Genomic DNA, 14609 nt, shown 5'->3' on the forward strand with positions numbered 1-14609 from the left:
AAATCGTGCATAACTCGCTACCCCTGGGTAAGTCGATAAATATCTGTTCTTATGGGTTGATCGAAAACATAACGGTCGTGATCGGATACCACCCGGCCTGTAGCCATGGGTGCTGGCGGTGATCGAAACGTGACCGGATACGCTGACTCGAGTGAGGGCAGCGACCTATCGACAATCCGCGTAACCACCGGCAGACACAGCAGACAGGAGACCCCTCGTGACCGACGTCGGGCCGTTCGGGCTGAGCGTGCGGGACCAGGCTCTGGAAGCCGATGTCCAGGCCGGATTGGCGGCTGTCGAGGAAGGCTTGCTCGAGGCCACCAAGAGTGAGGTGCCCTTCATCACGGAGGCCGCCCAGCATCTGGTCCGGGCCGGCGGCAAGCGGTTCCGCCCGCTGCTCGTGATGCTCGCCGCCCAGTTCGGGGACCGTCACGCGCCCGGCATCGTGCCGTCGGCCGTCGTCGTGGAGCTGACCCACCTCGCCACGCTCTACCACGACGACGTCATGGACGAGGCCGCCGTGCGCCGCGGCGTCGCGAGCGCGAACACCCGCTGGGGCAACTCCGTCGCGGTCCTCACCGGCGACTTCCTCTTCGCCCGCGCCTCGCACATCCTGGCCGACCTCGGCCCGGAGGCCGTGCGGGTGCAGGCCGAGGCGTTCGAGCGGCTGGTGACCGGCCAGATCCTGGAGACGGCCGGACCGCAGGACGGCCGCGACCCCGTCGAGCACTACCTGGACGTGCTGGGCGGCAAGACCGGCTCGCTCGTCGCGGTGTCGTGCCGGTTCGGCGCGATGATGTCCGGCGCCGACGAGACGGTCGTGGACGTCCTGACCCAGTACGGCGAGCGGCTCGGCGTCGCCTTCCAGCTCGCGGACGACGTCCTGGACATCGCCTCCGACTCCCACGAGTCCGGCAAGACCCCCGGCACCGACCTGCGCGAGGGCATCCCCACGCTGCCGGTGCTGCGGCTGCGCGAGCGGGCGGCCCGGCTCGGGCTCGCCGAGGACATCGCCCTGTGCGAGCTGCTCGACTCCGACCTCACCGACGACGCACGGCATGCCGAGGCCCTGCGCCTGCTGCGGGCCCACCCGGCGCTGGAGCAGGCCCGGCAGGACACCGTCCGCTACACCCAGGACGCCCGTTCGGCGCTGGCACCGCTGCCGGAGTGCACCGCGAAGGCGGCGCTCCTGGAGCTGTGCGACGCGGTGGTGCACCGGGCCGGCTAGCACGTCTCCCCCGTACGACCCCTACGGGTCGGGGGAGAAGCCGCCCCTCCGTGTCATACCCCAGCAGTACACGGAGTTGAGCCCGGGGTCTGACGTATCTCCCTGGCCGATTTGGTCAGATGGTGACCACGGAAAACACCACTCCTCACCTGTTCGGGTGAGAATGGCGGCTCAGGGACGAGTGCGTGCACGACACGGACAGCCGCCGCCGACCACGGAGGTAGGGCACACATGGCACCGTACGCATCCGACGACAGCACGACCGCCGGGGAGGTCGACGAGCAGCGCTCCGGGCGGCGCAAAGCCGCGCGGTACGTCGTCCCGGTCACGGTGATAGGGGTGGCGGCCGCGACGATCGGGCTGGTCCCCGCACTCGCCGACTCCGGTGACCCCGACCTCCCGAAGATCACCGCACAGCAGCTCATCGAGAAGATCGCCGAGTCGGACGTCCAGCAGCTGTCCGGGACGGTGAAGATCAGCACCGACCTCGGCCTGCCGAACCTCGGCGGCCTGGAGTCCGGCCTGCTGTCCGGCGCCGCGGGCCAGGGCGAGGGCGGCTCCTCCGCCGACCCGACGGCCAAGCTCACCGAACTCGCCTCCGGCACGCACACCCTGCGCGTCGCCGCCGACGGCCCCGACCGGCAGAAGCTGTCGCTGCTGGAGAACGCCGCCGAGTACAGCATCATCCACAACGGCAAGGACGTCTGGGGCTACGACAGCAAGTCCAACGAGGTCTACCACGGCACCTCTTCGAAGAGCCCGGAGCACGGCAAGGACCAGCAGCCGCCGGCCACGCCGAAGGACTTCGCCGAGGAGGCCCTGAAGGCGGTCGACGACACGACCTCCGTGACCGTCGACGGCACCGCCCAGGTCGCCGGCCGGGACGCCTACAAGCTCGTCGTCAAGCCGAAGCAGTCCGGCTCGACGGTCGGCGCGATCAGTGTCGCCGTGGACGCGAAGACCGGCATGCCGCTGAAGTTCACCCTGACCCCGGCGAGCGGCGGCGCGGCCGTGATCGACGTCGGCTTCACGAAGGTCGACTTCGCCAAGCCGGCCGCCTCCACCTTCGACTTCACCCCGCCCAAGGGCGCGAAGGTCACCGAGGACAAGGACGCCGGCAAGGACTCGGAGAAGGCCCCCGGCACGACCTTCGACAAGGGCGGAGCGCGCGAACACGTCCCGAAGGCCGGGGAGGACTTCGGCAAGGGCCTCGACGGCATGAAGACCATCGGCGAGGGCTGGAACGCCATCGCCACCTTCGACACCGGCGGCGAGGGCGTGCCCTCCGGCGGTGCCGGCGGCGACCTCGGCGGCTTCATGGACTCGCTCGGCGACAAGGTCCATGGCGAGTTCGGCTCGGGCACGGTCTTCTCGACCCGCCTGGTCAACGCCCTCGTCACCGACGACGGCAAGGTCTACGCCGGCCTGGTCACCAAGGACGCGCTCGTGAAGGCGGCCGACGCCGGGAAGTAGGTCCCGTAGGCGTACGGGACGTCGAGAGAACGAGGAAGCCGATGGGCGAGGTGTCCGCAGCGGAACCGGAGCGGAGGGAGGCGCGGGCCGAGACCGGGGAACCGGTCATCGCCACCCGCGGGCTCACCAAGCGCTACCGCGGCGGACAGCTCGCCGTCGACGGACTGGACCTGACCGTCCCGGCGGGCAGCGTCTTCGGCTTCCTCGGCCCCAACGGCTCCGGCAAGACCACCACCATCCGCATGCTGATGGGCCTCATCGAGCCCACCTCCGGCACGGCCCGGGTGCTGGGGCGGCCCATGCCCCGGGCGACCCGCGCCGTGCTGCCGCACGTCGGCGCCCTCATCGAGGGCCCCGCCCTCTACGGCTTCCTCTCCGGCCGCGACAACCTGATCCGCTACGACAGCGCCGACCCGGCCGCCGACCCTCGCACCCGGCGCACCCGGGTCGCCTCGGCCCTGGACCGGGTGGGCCTGACGGCCGCGGCGGGCAAGAAGGCCAAGGCGTACTCCCTGGGCATGAAACAGCGGTTGGGCCTCGCGGCCGCGCTGCTCCAGCCGCGCCGGCTGCTCGTCCTCGACGAGCCGACCAACGGTCTCGACCCGCAGGGCATGCGCGAGATCCGCGCCCTGGTCCGGGAACTGGCCTCGGACGGCACGACCGTCTTCCTCTCCTCCCACCTCCTCGACGAGATCGAGCAGGTCTGCACCCACGTGGCCGTGATGGCGCAGGGCCGGCTGATCACACAGGGCCCGGTCGCCGAGCTGTCCGCCGGGGCGCGCGGCCGGCTGGTCGTGACCACGCCGGACCCGGCGGAGGCGGCCCGGGTGCTGAAGGAGCAGGGCGTCGGCGACGTGGTCGTCACCGACGACCGGGTGACCGGCGAACCACCGGATCGCGACCTCGCCGAGGTGAATGCCGCGCTGGTGACGGCCGGGGTCCGCGTGCGGGGCTTCACGGTCGAACGGGCCTCGCTGGAGGACGCGTTCGTGGCGCTGACGGGGGAGGGCTTCGATGTCGCGGGCTGATCTGAGCGCCCCTCAGGGGCGCGGGGAACTGCGGGACCGGCCACAGACGGCCCGCACCCGCCGTACGACCTTCCGCGCCACCCTCCTCCGCAACGAACTACTGACCACGTTCCGCCGCTGGCGCACCTTGGCCCTGCTGGCGGTGTTGGCGGCCGTCCCCGTCCTCGTGGGCATCGCGGTGAAGATCGAGACCGGCGACGGTTCCTCGGCAGGCCCCGGAGGCGGCGGCGGACCGGCCTTCATCTCACAGATCACCAACAACGGCCTGTTCCTCGTCTTCACCGCCCTGGCCGCCACGCTCCCGTTCTTCCTGCCGATGGCGATCGGTGTCGTCGCGGGAGACGCGATCGCCGGCGAGGCCAACTCCGGCACGCTCCGCTATCTGCTGGTCGCCCCGGCCGGCCGCAGCCGCCTGCTGCTCACCAAGTACGCGACGGTCGTCGTCTTCTGCCTGGCCGCCACACTCGTGGTCGCCGTGTCGGCGCTGACGGTCGGCGCGCTGCTCTTCCCGCTCGGCGATCTGACGACCATCTCCGGTACGCAGATCAGCTTCGCCGAGGGCCTGGGCAGAGCCCTGCTGATCGCCCTGGCCGTCGCCGCGTCACTGATCGGTGTCGCCGCGCTCGGCCTGTTCGTCTCCACCATGACGGGCAGCGGCATCGCGGCGATGGCGACCACGGTCGGCCTGCTGATCACGGTCCAGATCCTCGACCAGATCCCGCAACTGCACGCCCTCCAGCCGTACTTCTTCTCCCACTACTGGCTCTCCTTCGCCGACCTCATGCGCGAACCGGTCTACTGGGACGACCTGACGAAGAACCTGGGCCTCCAGGCCCTGTATGCGGCGGTGTTCGGATCGGCGGCGTGGGCGCGCTTCGCGGCGAAGGACGTCACCGCGTAACGCTCAGTCCTCGTACAGGAACCTGGCCAGGGGTGCCTCCTGCTCGAAGAAGGTCTTGGCGCGGGTCAGTGCCGCGTCGTCGGTCAGCACGTCACCGGGCTTGCTGCCGTTGCCGAGCAGCACCCCGCCGAAGCGCATCCCCATGTACGCCGCGGAGTTGTGGAGCGTCCCGACGAGCGGGTCGGCGACCACCTCCTGCGTGTGCGCGAGGGCGGTGACGCCCCACAGGGTGCGGCCGGCCAGGGTCGCCTTGAAGTCGAGGCCGGGCGTGCGCAGCCAGCCCGACCAGTAGTCGAGGTAGCGCTTGGTCTGTGCGGAGACCGAGTACCAGTACAGGGGCGAGACGATCACGATGTCCGTCGCGGCGAGTGTGGCGTCCAGCAGCCGGGCCACGTTGCCCTCGGTCGGGCGGACGTGGTCGCTGTCGTGCCGCAGGTCCTCGAAGTCCGGCACGGGGATCTCGGTGAGGTCGATCCACTCCTGCTCGACGTCCGCGGGCAGCTGCTCGGCGGCCCGGCGGGCCAGCAGCTCGGAGTTGCCCTCGGCACGAGCGCTGCCCAGGACGAAAAGGAAACGGCGGGTCATGGTGTCCCCCAGAAGAAAGGCGTACGGCGATAACACGCGTATGCATCATATGCGTGCGCATTCAAATCCGCCAGGGGTGCCCGTCAGCCTCCGGTCCGCGCCTCCGTCTCCCGCGCCACGGCCAGCAGCAGTGCCTCCCGCCCGTGCGGCGCGGCCAGCTGAAGCCCGGCCGGGCAGCCGTCGGCGCCGAACCCCGCGGGCAGGCTCAGTGCAGGGTGTCCGCTGAGGTTGAACGCCCAGGTGAGCGAGGTGGAGTAGCGGTCCCCGGGCCCCTCGTGGCCGTGCGGGGAGGTGGGGGCCGTGGGCGTCAGCAGCAGCTCGGCGTCGGCGAACAGCGCGGCGAGCCGCCGGTCGTTCTCGGCCCGGACGCGGTGGGCCCCGGCCGGGTCGGCGCCGGGCGTGCGCAGCGCGAGCCACGCGGGCCCGGGATCCATGAGCCGCACCGGCATCCGCGGCCGTACGAGCCGTAGGACACCCGCGGCCACGAGCCGTTCCACCGCGGCCCGGCCGAGCGCGACCGGCTCCGGATCGGACCCGGCGAAACCGAGGTCGGGGGACCAGACGGCGGTGACGGGGAGGGCGGGGAGGGCGGGCTCCGGCTCGCCTGCCGCCACCTGCCACCAGGTCGCCGCGTCCGCGGCGGAACGGGCGAGCACACCGGGGACCGCGAGCCCCGTACGGTCGGCGGAGGGCAGCCGCCCGGCCGTGGTCTTCAGGCCGGCCACCCCGCACCACGCCGCCGGGATCCGCGCCGACCCGGCCCCGTCGCCGCCCGTCGCCAGCGGCACCAACCCGGCCGCCACGGCCGCCGCCGCCCCGGCCGACGAGCCGCCCGGCGTACGGTCGGCCCGCCACGGATTGACGGTACGGCCCCGGGCCCCGAGCCCCCAGGTCTGCCAGGGCGTGCCCGGCCCGGGCACGGACGTCGCCCCCACGGCCACGGCCCCGGCCGCGAGCAGCGGACCCGCCGCGCGCAGCCCGTGCCGCCCCTTCACGGCGACCGGCACACCGGCCAGCGGAAGGGAGGGATCCGCGCCCCACCGTTCGAGTCGCCGGTCCACCTCACCCGCCCGCCGCAGCGCCTCCTCGCCCCACACCTCGACGAACGCGCACAGCCGCGGATCGGTCCGCTCGATCCGGTCCAGGGCCTGCGCGACCACGTCCGTCGCGCGCAGCTCCCGGGCCCGTACACCCGCCGCGATCTCCACGGCCGACAGGGGCGCGCCGGGCAGGGGTGCGGCCGGCCCGGGGACGGCCGTCAGCGTGCCGCTCCCGTCAGCCGGGCGAGGGCCTCCGTCTCGCGCGGCGGGTGCCCGAGCTCGCCGAGCCGCCAGGACGGCACCCACGGGACGCGGTAGACGTCGATGACCGACTCCAGCGCCCTGACCCGCTGGGCGAGCGGGCGCGGCAGCCGGCCCGGGGCGTCCGCCACGAGGACGACGGCGTCCAGGTCGAGCCCCTGCGGAGCCCGGCCGCGCCGGAAGATCTCCACCGCCCCGGCGACCGTGTCCAGCCCGGCCGCGTGCGTCCGCGCGACCAGCAGCACCGACGGGGGATCGCCGGGCCCGGGCCAGGACCGGCCGCAGTCCTGGCCGCCGTAGACCGCGGCGAGTGTGGAGGCGCCCGCGCCGCCGTGCGTGCCGACCCAGGAGAAACGCCGGGCCGCGGCATGGGCGTGCGCGGGCTCCGGCGGCACCGGCTCCGGGGGCGTCACCGGGCCGCGCAGCCAGATCTCCGGTCCCTGTCGCATGCCTGTGTGCATGCCCCTCTCCTCCCTCGTACGCCCGGTCTTCATGCCCGTCACCACGACCGAGCCGGGGCCGACGGCCCTTGGGACGAGCCTGTGACACCGTAGTGACGTGAGAAACGGGGGCGAGCGGACACACTCGACCGTAGGTGTACGACGCCGAGTGAGGGGACGATGTCGCGACTCAGCCGCGAGAAGAAGCGGGAACAGAAGCAGGCCGCACGCGCGGCGACCCCGGCGGCGCCGATCGACGTCCATGTCCCCGGGGCCGGAACGGACGTGGGAGGGGGAGTCGGCGGGGTGTCCGACGGTGCCTCCGTCGGTGGCGTCCCGGTCTTCGCGGCCCCCGGTGAGGAGATCCAGCGGGCCGTCCTGAACCGCCTCCACCACATCGCCCTCGCCACCGGCCACCCCGTCCTCGCCACGATCCGAGACGAGCGCATCGGGTACGTCGTCCCGCTCCAGGTCGATCCGGACGGCTCCAGCCACTTCACGGCCGAGCCGGTCGCCACGGCCCCGCCGGAGCCGCCGCGGCACGTCCGTGGTGACCTGCCGCCGGAGCCCCAGCACGCGCGGGGCACCGACGCCGTGCAGCCGCGGGAGCCTCAGCACGCCCGGGGCGCCGACGCCATGACGCCGCCCGAGCCGGAGCACGCCCGGAGCGGCGGCGCCCCGGCGCCCGAGCCCCGGCCCGCGCGCGAAGACAGCGCCACGCATGTGCTGCGCCCGCCGCACGAGTCCGGCTCGGCCCCGACGTTCCCGCTGCGGGCCGTGCCCGAGCCGCAGCCGGCCGATGAACCCGTGCCGACGTTCGAGCTGGGCGCCGTACCGGAGTCGGCGGAGCCCGTCCCGGAGGACGCGCCACCGGCCCCGGGCGCGGCCATGCCGCCCGGCACCGTCGCGCCGCCCACCGGCGCGTTCGGCCCGCCCCCGCCCATGGACGCGAGGCCGCTCCCCGTTCCGGAAAAACCCCCGGCTCCGCGACCCGGGGCGGTCCCCGACCCCGCCCTGATCGCCGCCGACCCCGACCCCAAGCCCACCCCTCCGCGCGGCTTCGACGCCGTCGCGGAGGCCGTGCTCGGGGACGAACCCCTCACCGCCCCGGGCGACCCCGGAGCGCCCGCGCTCCTCGCGGAGCCGGTCGGGCGGATCAACGAGGCGGTGAAGGAAGGCAGGATCGAGGACGCCGCCGGGCTGGCGGAGCAGACCGTCGTGCAGGCGTCGGGGGCGCTGGGGCCGGAGCACCCCGAGGTGCTCCGGCTGCGCGAACTCACCGCGTACATCGCCTACTTGGCGGGCGACCCGCTCCGCGCCTGCCGGCTGTCGCTCGACCTGGCCGGTGCCCGCCGCCGGGCCGGCGACGCGGAGGCCGCCTACGGCAACGTGGAGAGCGCGGCCACCGCCTGGCGGGCGGTGCGCGACCCGGCGCTGGGGCTGGAGCTGGGACGCGACCTGATCGGCCTGTGGACGGAGCTCGCCGCCGAGGACGGCCCGGCCGCCGAGGAGGTCGAGCAGCTGGAGTCGGCCCGCGCCCGTATGGGCCGTCTCACCGAACGCGCCGCCCGCACCCCGTAGGCGCTGCGCCGGGGGCTACTCCGACAGCTCCCACACCGCGTACGCGAGGGCGTCGCTGTTGCGGTTCAGGGCGGTGTCGTTGATGTTGGCGGTGGTGTCGCAGGAGGAGTGGTAGCAGCGGTCGAAGGCCCGCCCCGCCGTACCGCCCCACTTGGCCGCCTGCGCCGCCGTCATCGTCCGGCTCGCCCCGGTGAACAGACCGCCCACCGGCACGCCCGCGCTCTTGAAGGGCGCGTGGTCGGAGCGGCCGTCGCCCTCGGTCTCGATCTCGGTCGGGACGCCGATGCCGCCGAAGTAGTCCTTGAAGGTCTTCTCGATCGCCGGGTCGTCGTCGTAGACGAAGTAGCCGGGGTTCGGGGAGCCGATCATGTCGAAGTTCAGATACGCGCTGATCCTGGAACGGTCGCCGGTGGCCAGCCGGTTGACGTAGTAGCGGGAGCCGACCAGGCCGAGCTCCTCCGCGCCCCACCAGGCGAACCGCAGGTGCTTGGTGGGCTTCAACTGCGCCCGGGACACGGCCAGGGCGGTCTCCAGGACGGCGGCCGAGCCGGAGCCGTTGTCGTTGATGCCGGCACCCGAGGAGACGCTGTCGAGGTGCGAGCCGGCCATCACGACCTGGTTCGCGTCGCCGCCCGGCCAGTCGGCGATCAGGTTGTAGCCGGTGCGGCCGGACGCGGTGAACTGCTGGATCGCGGTGGTGTACCCGGCGGCGTCCAGCTTGGCCTTCACGTAGTCGAGCGAGGCCTTGTAGCCGGCCCTGCCGTGCGCCCGGTTGCCGCCGTTGGCGGTGGCTATGGACTGCAGCTGGGACAGGTGGGTCTTGACGTTCGCCACGGGTATGTCCGGCGCGGCGGCCGCTCTGGGGGGAGCGGACGACGCGGCGTCGGCCACGGCACCGCCGGTCAGGAGCATGGCTGTTGCCATGCCGCCTGCGGCGACGGCGCGCGCGGAAACGGAGAGCTTCATGTGGGGGCTCCGGATTCCGTCGGGAAGCCCGTGGGGTGTCCACGGGCCGCCCACAGTGAATGGGGTGCCTGGATGGTGAAGCTGGTACTGACTCTCCGTCAAGGTACGTATTTGGCCAGGGAGTTACGGAGCGCAGGCCTCCGGCGCCCGCGTCACGGGGCGCAGCACTCGGTCTCGCCGGCGGCCGTGTCACAGGGCGTATCACCCGGTCCCCGCGTCACTGCACGCAGAACTCGTTCCCCTCCGGGTCCGCCATCACGACCCACTCGCCGCCCTGCTCCTTCACCCGCCGCAGCGCACTGGCACCGAGCCCCTCCAGCCGTGCGACCTCCTCGTCGCGGCGTCCCTCGCCCGGGTGCAGATCGAGGTGCAGCCGGTTCTTGCCCGTCTTCGCCTCCGGCACCCGCTGGAACAGCAGCCTCCGCCCCAGCCCGGTCCCGCTCTCCTCCTCGTACGGATCCTCGGGGTGCCGTACGGCGACCAGGTCCCGGAAGGCGCGGCGGCCGTGGAACTCGACCGTGGCCTCCTCCGGCAGGGCGCCGAAGCCGAGCAGCTTCCCGATCAGGGCGCTGTTGTCCTCGACCTCGTAGTGAAGGGCGGCGGCCCAGAAGTCGGCCTGCGCGTGCGGGTCGTTCGCGTCGATGACCAGTTTCCAGTGCACGGGAGTCGGTGATGCGGGTGTCTGCGTCATGTAACCACTTATACTGGTTAGGTGAGTGGACGCGCAGGGGAAACGCCGGATCGAACGCCCGGTCTGACACTGGTCTCGGGCCAGGGCAAGCCCTACCGCTTCGACCCCGGCACCCTGTGCCTGGAGCTGACGGTCACGGGCGGCCCCGGGGCCTTCGCCCGCTGGGAAGTGCTGCACGAACCCGCCGACCTGGTCACCTGGGCCGGGCGCAGCCGGCTGCCGGACGGACTGGACCTCACCGTCTCCGCCGCGGAACTGGAACGGGCCCGCACCCTGCGCGACGCGGTGTTCCTGCTCGCGGCCGATCGCGCCCACGGCCGCCCCCTGCGCGCCGCACAACTGGACGTCGTCAACGCGGCTGCCGCCGCGCCCCCGCTCATCGCCCGCATCGAGCCCGACGGCGCCCGGGCCTGGGCCCCGGGCGCCACCGGCACCCACCTGCTCGCGACCGTCGCCCGCGACGCGATCGACCTGTTCACCGGGCCCCACGCCGACCGCGTCCGCGAGTGCGGCGCCCACAACTGCCACCTGCTCTTCGTCGACACCTCCCGCCCGGGCCGCCGCCGCTGGTGCGCGATGGAGCACTGCGGGAACCGCGAGAAGGTCCGGGCGCACCGCGCCCGCCACACGTCTACGGAGTCGTAGCCTCCGGGGCCTGAGCCGCACGCGTGTCGTACGCGGTCCGGGCCGCCGCGATCTCCTCCTGGTGCGCCTCCGTCCAGGTCACCAGGGACTGGATCGTGGTGTGCAGCGTCCTGCCGAGGGAGGTCAGTTCGTACTCCACCCGCGGCGGAACCACCGGGTGCACCGTCCGCTTCACCATGCCGTCCCGCTCCAGTGAGCGCAGGGTCACCGTCAGCATCCGCTGGCTGACACCGTCGATCTCCCGCCGCAACTCGGTGAAGCGCAGCCGCCGGTTGTCCAGCAGCGCGATGACCAGCAGCGACCACTTGTCGGCGATCCGGTCGAGGATCTGCCGGACCTGGCAGTCCTCGCGGGTGTCCCACTGGAAGGGATCGGCGTCGCCGTGGTCCACGGTGCTCTCGCAGTGACTCGGTGACTCAGAAGTGCCTTCTTCCATGTCTGTCGATGCTGCCGCAGGGTGGGCCGTGGTTACAAGAGGGAACCGACCCTCACTTGCGTAACCGCCCCTTACCGGAGGAGTGTTGACTCATGGGCACCCGTGCCTGGGCGCTACTGCTCGTTCTGTGCGGAACGATCTTCCTCGAAGGCATCGACGTCGCGATGATGGCGGTGGCGATCCCGGCCGTCCGCGCCGATCTCGGCCTCGCCACCGGCACCGCGGCCTGGGTGATGAGTGCCTACGTGCTCGGCTACGCCGGCTTCACCCTGCTGGGCGGGCGGGCCGCCGACCTGCTCGGACGGCGGCGGATGTTCCTGCTCTGGCTGACCGTCTTCCTCGCCTTCTCGGGGCTCGGCGGCTTCGCGACGGGCGGCTGGATGCTGATCGTCGCCCGGTTCGTCACGGGCGTCGCCGCCGCGTTCATGACCCCGGCCGCGCTCTCCCTGATCACCACGTCGTACGAGGAGGGCCCGCAGCGCAACAAGGCCCTGCTGGTCTTCGCCGGGACGGGCGCGGCCGGCTTCTCCCTCGGCCTGGTGATCGGCGGCCTGCTCACCGAGATCGGCTGGCGCTGGGTGTTCTTCGCCCCCGTGCTGCTGGCCGCCGCCCTGCTCCTCGCGGCCGTACGGCTGATCCCGCGGCGCGACGCTCCGCCCAAGCGCGGGCGCACCTTCGACCTGCCCGGCGCGATCACCGCCGCCGGCGCCATGCTGCTCGCCGCCTACACCGTCGTGCGCCTGGAGCACGGCCTGCACCACTGGCCGCTCACCCTGGCCTCGGGCCTCGCGGCGGTGATCACGGCCGGCGTCTTCGTCGCGGTCGAGCGCCGCTGCCCCGACCCGCTCGTCCGGCTCGGCATGCTGCGCTGGAGCCCGGCCGTGCGCGCCGACCTCGGGGCGCTGCTCTTCCTCGGCGCCTTCTTCGGCTTCCAGTTCGTCGTCACGCTCTACTTGCAGGAGCTGCGCGGCTGGTCGTCCCTGCAGACGGCGGTGGCCTTGGTCGTCATGGGCATCGACGCCGTCCTGGCGCCGACGCTCACGCCCAGACTGGTCGCCCGCTTCGGCAACGCCCGGGTGATCACCGGCGGTTTCGTCCTGGCCGTGGCCTCGTACGCGCTGTTCCTGCCGGTCGGCATGGACTGGTCCTACGCCATGATGTTCCCGACCCTGTTGCTCTCCGGCTTCGCGTTCGCCCTGGCCTACGGGCCGCTGACGATCGCGGCGACGGACGGGGTGACCGAGTCGGAGCAGGGCCTGGCCGGCGGGCTGCTGACCACCGCCACCCAGTTCGGAGCCGCGATCGGCATCTCGGCGGTGACCGCGGTCTACGGCCTGGCGTCCACCGGGTCCGGCCCGGAGGCCACGCTCTCGGCGTTCCGCGCGGCACTGACCGTGCCGGTCGCCCTGGTGGTGCTCGGCACGCTGATCTCGCTGGTCAGTGTCCGGGAGGCCCGGCGGGCGGCGCGCAAGGCGTCCCAGGTGAGCAGCGTCAACGCCAGCCACACCAGCGCGAACCCGGCCCAGCGCTCCGGCGGCATCTCCTCGTGGAAGTAGAGGATGCCGAGCACGAACTGCAGGACCGGCGTCGAGTACTGGAGCAGGCCGATGGTGGACAGGGGCACGCGGATCGCGGCCGCGCCGAAGCAGACCAGGGGGAGCGCGGTGACGATGCCGGCCGAGGCGAGCAGCGCCGCGTGCCCCGCGCCCTCGCCGGCGAAGGTGGAGTCACCCCGGGCGGAGAGCCAGGCCAGGAAGGCGAGGGCGGGCAGGAACTGGATCGCGGTCTCGGCGGCCAGCGACTCGATGCCGCCGAGGCCCACCTTCTTCTTCACCAGCCCGTAGGTGGCGAAGGAGAACGCGAGACAGAGCGAGATCCACGGGGGCCGGCCGTAGCCGATGGTCAGCACGACGACGGCCACGACGCCGGTCCCGACCGCCGCCCACTGCACCGGCCGCAGCCGCTCCTTCAGCAGCAGCACGCCCATCGCGATGGTGACCAGCGGGTTGATGAAGTATCCGAGAGAGGCCTCGACCACGTGCCCGGAGTTCACGGACCAGATGTACAGGCCCCAGTTGACGGTGATGACCGCCGCGGCGACCGTGATCAGCGCCAGCTTGCGGGGCTGCCGCAGCAGCTCACCGGCCCAGGCCCAGCGGCGCATCACCAGCAGGGCGGCGCCCACGAAGACCAGCGACCACACCATCCGGTGGGCCAGGATCTCCACCGCGCCGGCCGGCTTCAGCAGGGGCCAGAACAGGGGGACGAGCCCCCACATCCCGTAGGCCGCGAAGCCGTTCAGCAGTCCTATGTGCCGCTCACCCCTCGGCTTGCCGGTCACGGGCCCCTCCTTCGCGCCTGGCGTGTGTCCGCGTGGACGACGGTAACGCCGAGCGCCCCCGGCTGTCATGTCCGTATCGGCATACGGTCATGACAGTCCGGGGGTGGTGTGACGCGGGGAGTGTCAGCCCTTGAGCGCGGCGGCGATGGCCTCGGCGAACGGGGTGGTCGGGCGGCCGGCCAGGCGGGACAGGTCGCCGCTGGAGACGACCAGCTCGCCCTTCTCGATGGAGGCGTCGACACCCGCGAGGATCTGGGCGAACGGCTCCGGCAGACCCGCGCCGGTCAGGATGCCGACCAGGGCCTCGGGGGAGACGGCGTTGTAGGCGATCTCCTTGCCGGTCTGCCGGCTCAGCTCGGCCGCGTACTCGGCGAAGCTCCAGGGGGTGTCGCCGCCCAGCTCGTACGTCTTGTTCTCGTGGCCCTCACCGGTCAGCACGGCGACGGCGGCAGCGGCGTAGTCGGCACGGGAAGCGGAGGAGACCTTGCCCTCACCGGCGGCGGCGACGACCGCGTTGTGCTCCAGCACCGGGGCGAGGTTCTCGGTGTAGTTCTCGTGGTACCAGCCGTTGCGCAGCAGCGCGTAGGGCACACCGGAGTCCAGCAGGATCTCCTCGGTGCCGCGGTGGTCGTCGGCGAGCGCGGCGGTCAGGGTGCCGGGGGCGCTGGTGTAGGCGAGCAGGGCGACACCGGCGGCCTTGGCGGCGTCGATGACGACCTTGTGCTGCTGCACCCGGCCCTTGTCGAACTCGTTGCCGGAGATCAGCAGCACCTTGTCGCCGGCGGAGAAGAGGCCGTCGTAGGAGGCGGGGTCGTTGTAGTCGGCCAGCGCGATCTTCACCCCGCGGTCCGCGAAGTCGGCGGCCTTCTCGGCGTTGCGGACGACCGCGGTGATCTGCCCGGCGGGGACCTCCTCCAGCAGCTGCTCCACGACGTGGCGGCCGAGGTGTCCGGTGGCTCCGGTGACGACGATGCTCATGGTGAGAACTCTCCT

14 protein-coding genes and 1 pseudogene are annotated in these 14609 nt (G+C 72.6%); 7 read left to right on the plus strand and 8 right to left on the minus strand.

The window, feature by feature from the left end:
• Positions 1-217: 217 nt before the first annotated feature.
• The 4 genes from IE153_RS21380 (at position 218) to IE153_RS21395 (ending at position 4630) form a co-directional block, all read left to right on the plus strand.
• Complete coding sequence (locus IE153_RS21380; RefSeq protein ID WP_189591470.1) at positions 218-1228, plus strand: polyprenyl synthetase family protein; 1011 nt, start codon at positions 218-220, stop codon at positions 1226-1228.
• Positions 1229-1459: 231 nt separating this feature from the next.
• Positions 1460-2701 (plus strand): LolA family protein, encoded by a 1242-nt coding sequence (locus IE153_RS21385; protein ID WP_189591471.1) that lies wholly within the window; start codon positions 1460-1462, stop codon positions 2699-2701.
• Between the two features lie 41 nt (positions 2702-2742).
• Complete coding sequence (locus tag IE153_RS21390) at positions 2743-3729, plus strand: ABC transporter ATP-binding protein (protein WP_189591472.1); 987 nt, start codon at positions 2743-2745, stop codon at positions 3727-3729.
• Complete coding sequence (locus tag IE153_RS21395; RefSeq protein ID WP_189591473.1) at positions 3716-4630, plus strand: ABC transporter permease; 915 nt, start codon at positions 3716-3718, stop codon at positions 4628-4630. The genes IE153_RS21390 and IE153_RS21395 overlap by 14 nt, the downstream gene beginning before the upstream one ends.
• Before the next feature lie 3 nt (positions 4631-4633).
• Here IE153_RS21395 and IE153_RS21400 read toward each other — a convergent pair whose 3' ends face one another.
• The 3 genes from IE153_RS21400 to IE153_RS21410 form a co-directional block, all read right to left on the minus strand.
• Complete coding sequence (locus IE153_RS21400; RefSeq protein ID WP_189591474.1) at positions 4634-5215, minus strand: flavodoxin family protein; 582 nt, start codon at positions 5213-5215, stop codon at positions 4634-4636.
• A gap of 83 nt (positions 5216-5298) precedes the next feature.
• Positions 5299-6423, minus strand: a complete 1125-nt coding sequence (locus IE153_RS21405; protein WP_189591475.1) for an amidase family protein — start codon at positions 6421-6423, stop codon at positions 5299-5301.
• Between the two features lie 50 nt (positions 6424-6473).
• Positions 6474-6977 (minus strand): DUF6668 family protein, encoded by a 504-nt coding sequence (locus IE153_RS21410; RefSeq protein WP_189591476.1) that lies wholly within the window; start codon positions 6975-6977, stop codon positions 6474-6476.
• Positions 6978-7136: 159 nt separating this feature from the next.
• On the opposite strand from IE153_RS21410, the gene IE153_RS21415 reads away from it, so the two are divergent.
• Entirely contained in the window at positions 7137-8537 is a 1401-nt protein-coding gene (locus IE153_RS21415; protein ID WP_189591477.1) for a tetratricopeptide repeat protein, read from the plus strand.
• A 15-nt stretch (positions 8538-8552) separates the two neighbouring features.
• Here the strand turns inward: IE153_RS21415 and IE153_RS21420 are convergent, their stop codons facing one another.
• Both IE153_RS21420 and IE153_RS21425 read right to left on the minus strand, forming a co-directional pair.
• Positions 8553-9503, minus strand: a complete 951-nt coding sequence (locus IE153_RS21420) for a M28 family metallopeptidase (protein WP_189591478.1) — start codon at positions 9501-9503, stop codon at positions 8553-8555.
• A gap of 217 nt (positions 9504-9720) precedes the next feature.
• Positions 9721-10194 carry a VOC family protein gene (locus IE153_RS21425; protein ID WP_189591479.1) on the minus strand — a complete coding sequence of 158 codons (474 nt, stop codon included), beginning with the start codon at positions 10192-10194 and terminating at the stop codon, positions 9721-9723.
• Positions 10195-10263: 69 nt separating this feature from the next.
• Between IE153_RS21425 and IE153_RS21430 the strand changes: the two genes are divergently transcribed.
• A complete protein-coding gene (locus IE153_RS21430) occupies positions 10264-10839 on the plus strand; it encodes a CGNR zinc finger domain-containing protein (RefSeq protein ID WP_189591543.1) in 576 nt (191 codons plus the stop codon).
• Here the strand turns inward: IE153_RS21430 and IE153_RS21435 are convergent.
• The gene (locus tag IE153_RS21435) at positions 10826-11275 is read right to left on the minus strand and encodes a winged helix-turn-helix transcriptional regulator (protein WP_189591480.1); all 450 of its coding nucleotides are present in this window, start codon (positions 11273-11275) and stop codon (positions 10826-10828) included. The two genes, IE153_RS21430 and IE153_RS21435, sit on opposite strands and share 14 nt — an antisense overlap.
• A 167-nt stretch (positions 11276-11442) precedes the next feature.
• Here IE153_RS21435 and IE153_RS21440 point away from each other — a divergent pair.
• Positions 11443-12522: pseudogene (locus IE153_RS21440) on the plus strand (MFS transporter); the annotation flags it as partial.
• A gap of 80 nt (positions 12523-12602) precedes the next feature.
• Here IE153_RS21440 and rarD read toward each other — a convergent pair.
• Both rarD and IE153_RS21450 read right to left on the minus strand, forming a co-directional pair.
• On the minus strand, positions 12603-13616 hold the full coding sequence (gene rarD, locus IE153_RS21445; protein WP_308432200.1) for an EamA family transporter RarD: 1014 nt from the start codon (positions 13614-13616) through the stop codon (positions 12603-12605).
• A 123-nt stretch (positions 13617-13739) separates the two neighbouring features.
• The gene (locus IE153_RS21450; protein ID WP_189591482.1) at positions 13740-14594 is read right to left on the minus strand and encodes an SDR family oxidoreductase; all 855 of its coding nucleotides are present in this window, start codon (positions 14592-14594) and stop codon (positions 13740-13742) included.
• Between the last annotated feature and the right edge of the window lie 15 nt (positions 14595-14609).

Origin of the sequence: Streptomyces massasporeus, assembly GCF_014648995.1 — a bacterium.
Taxonomy (GTDB): Bacteria; Actinomycetota; Actinomycetes; order Streptomycetales; family Streptomycetaceae; genus Streptomyces; species Streptomyces massasporeus.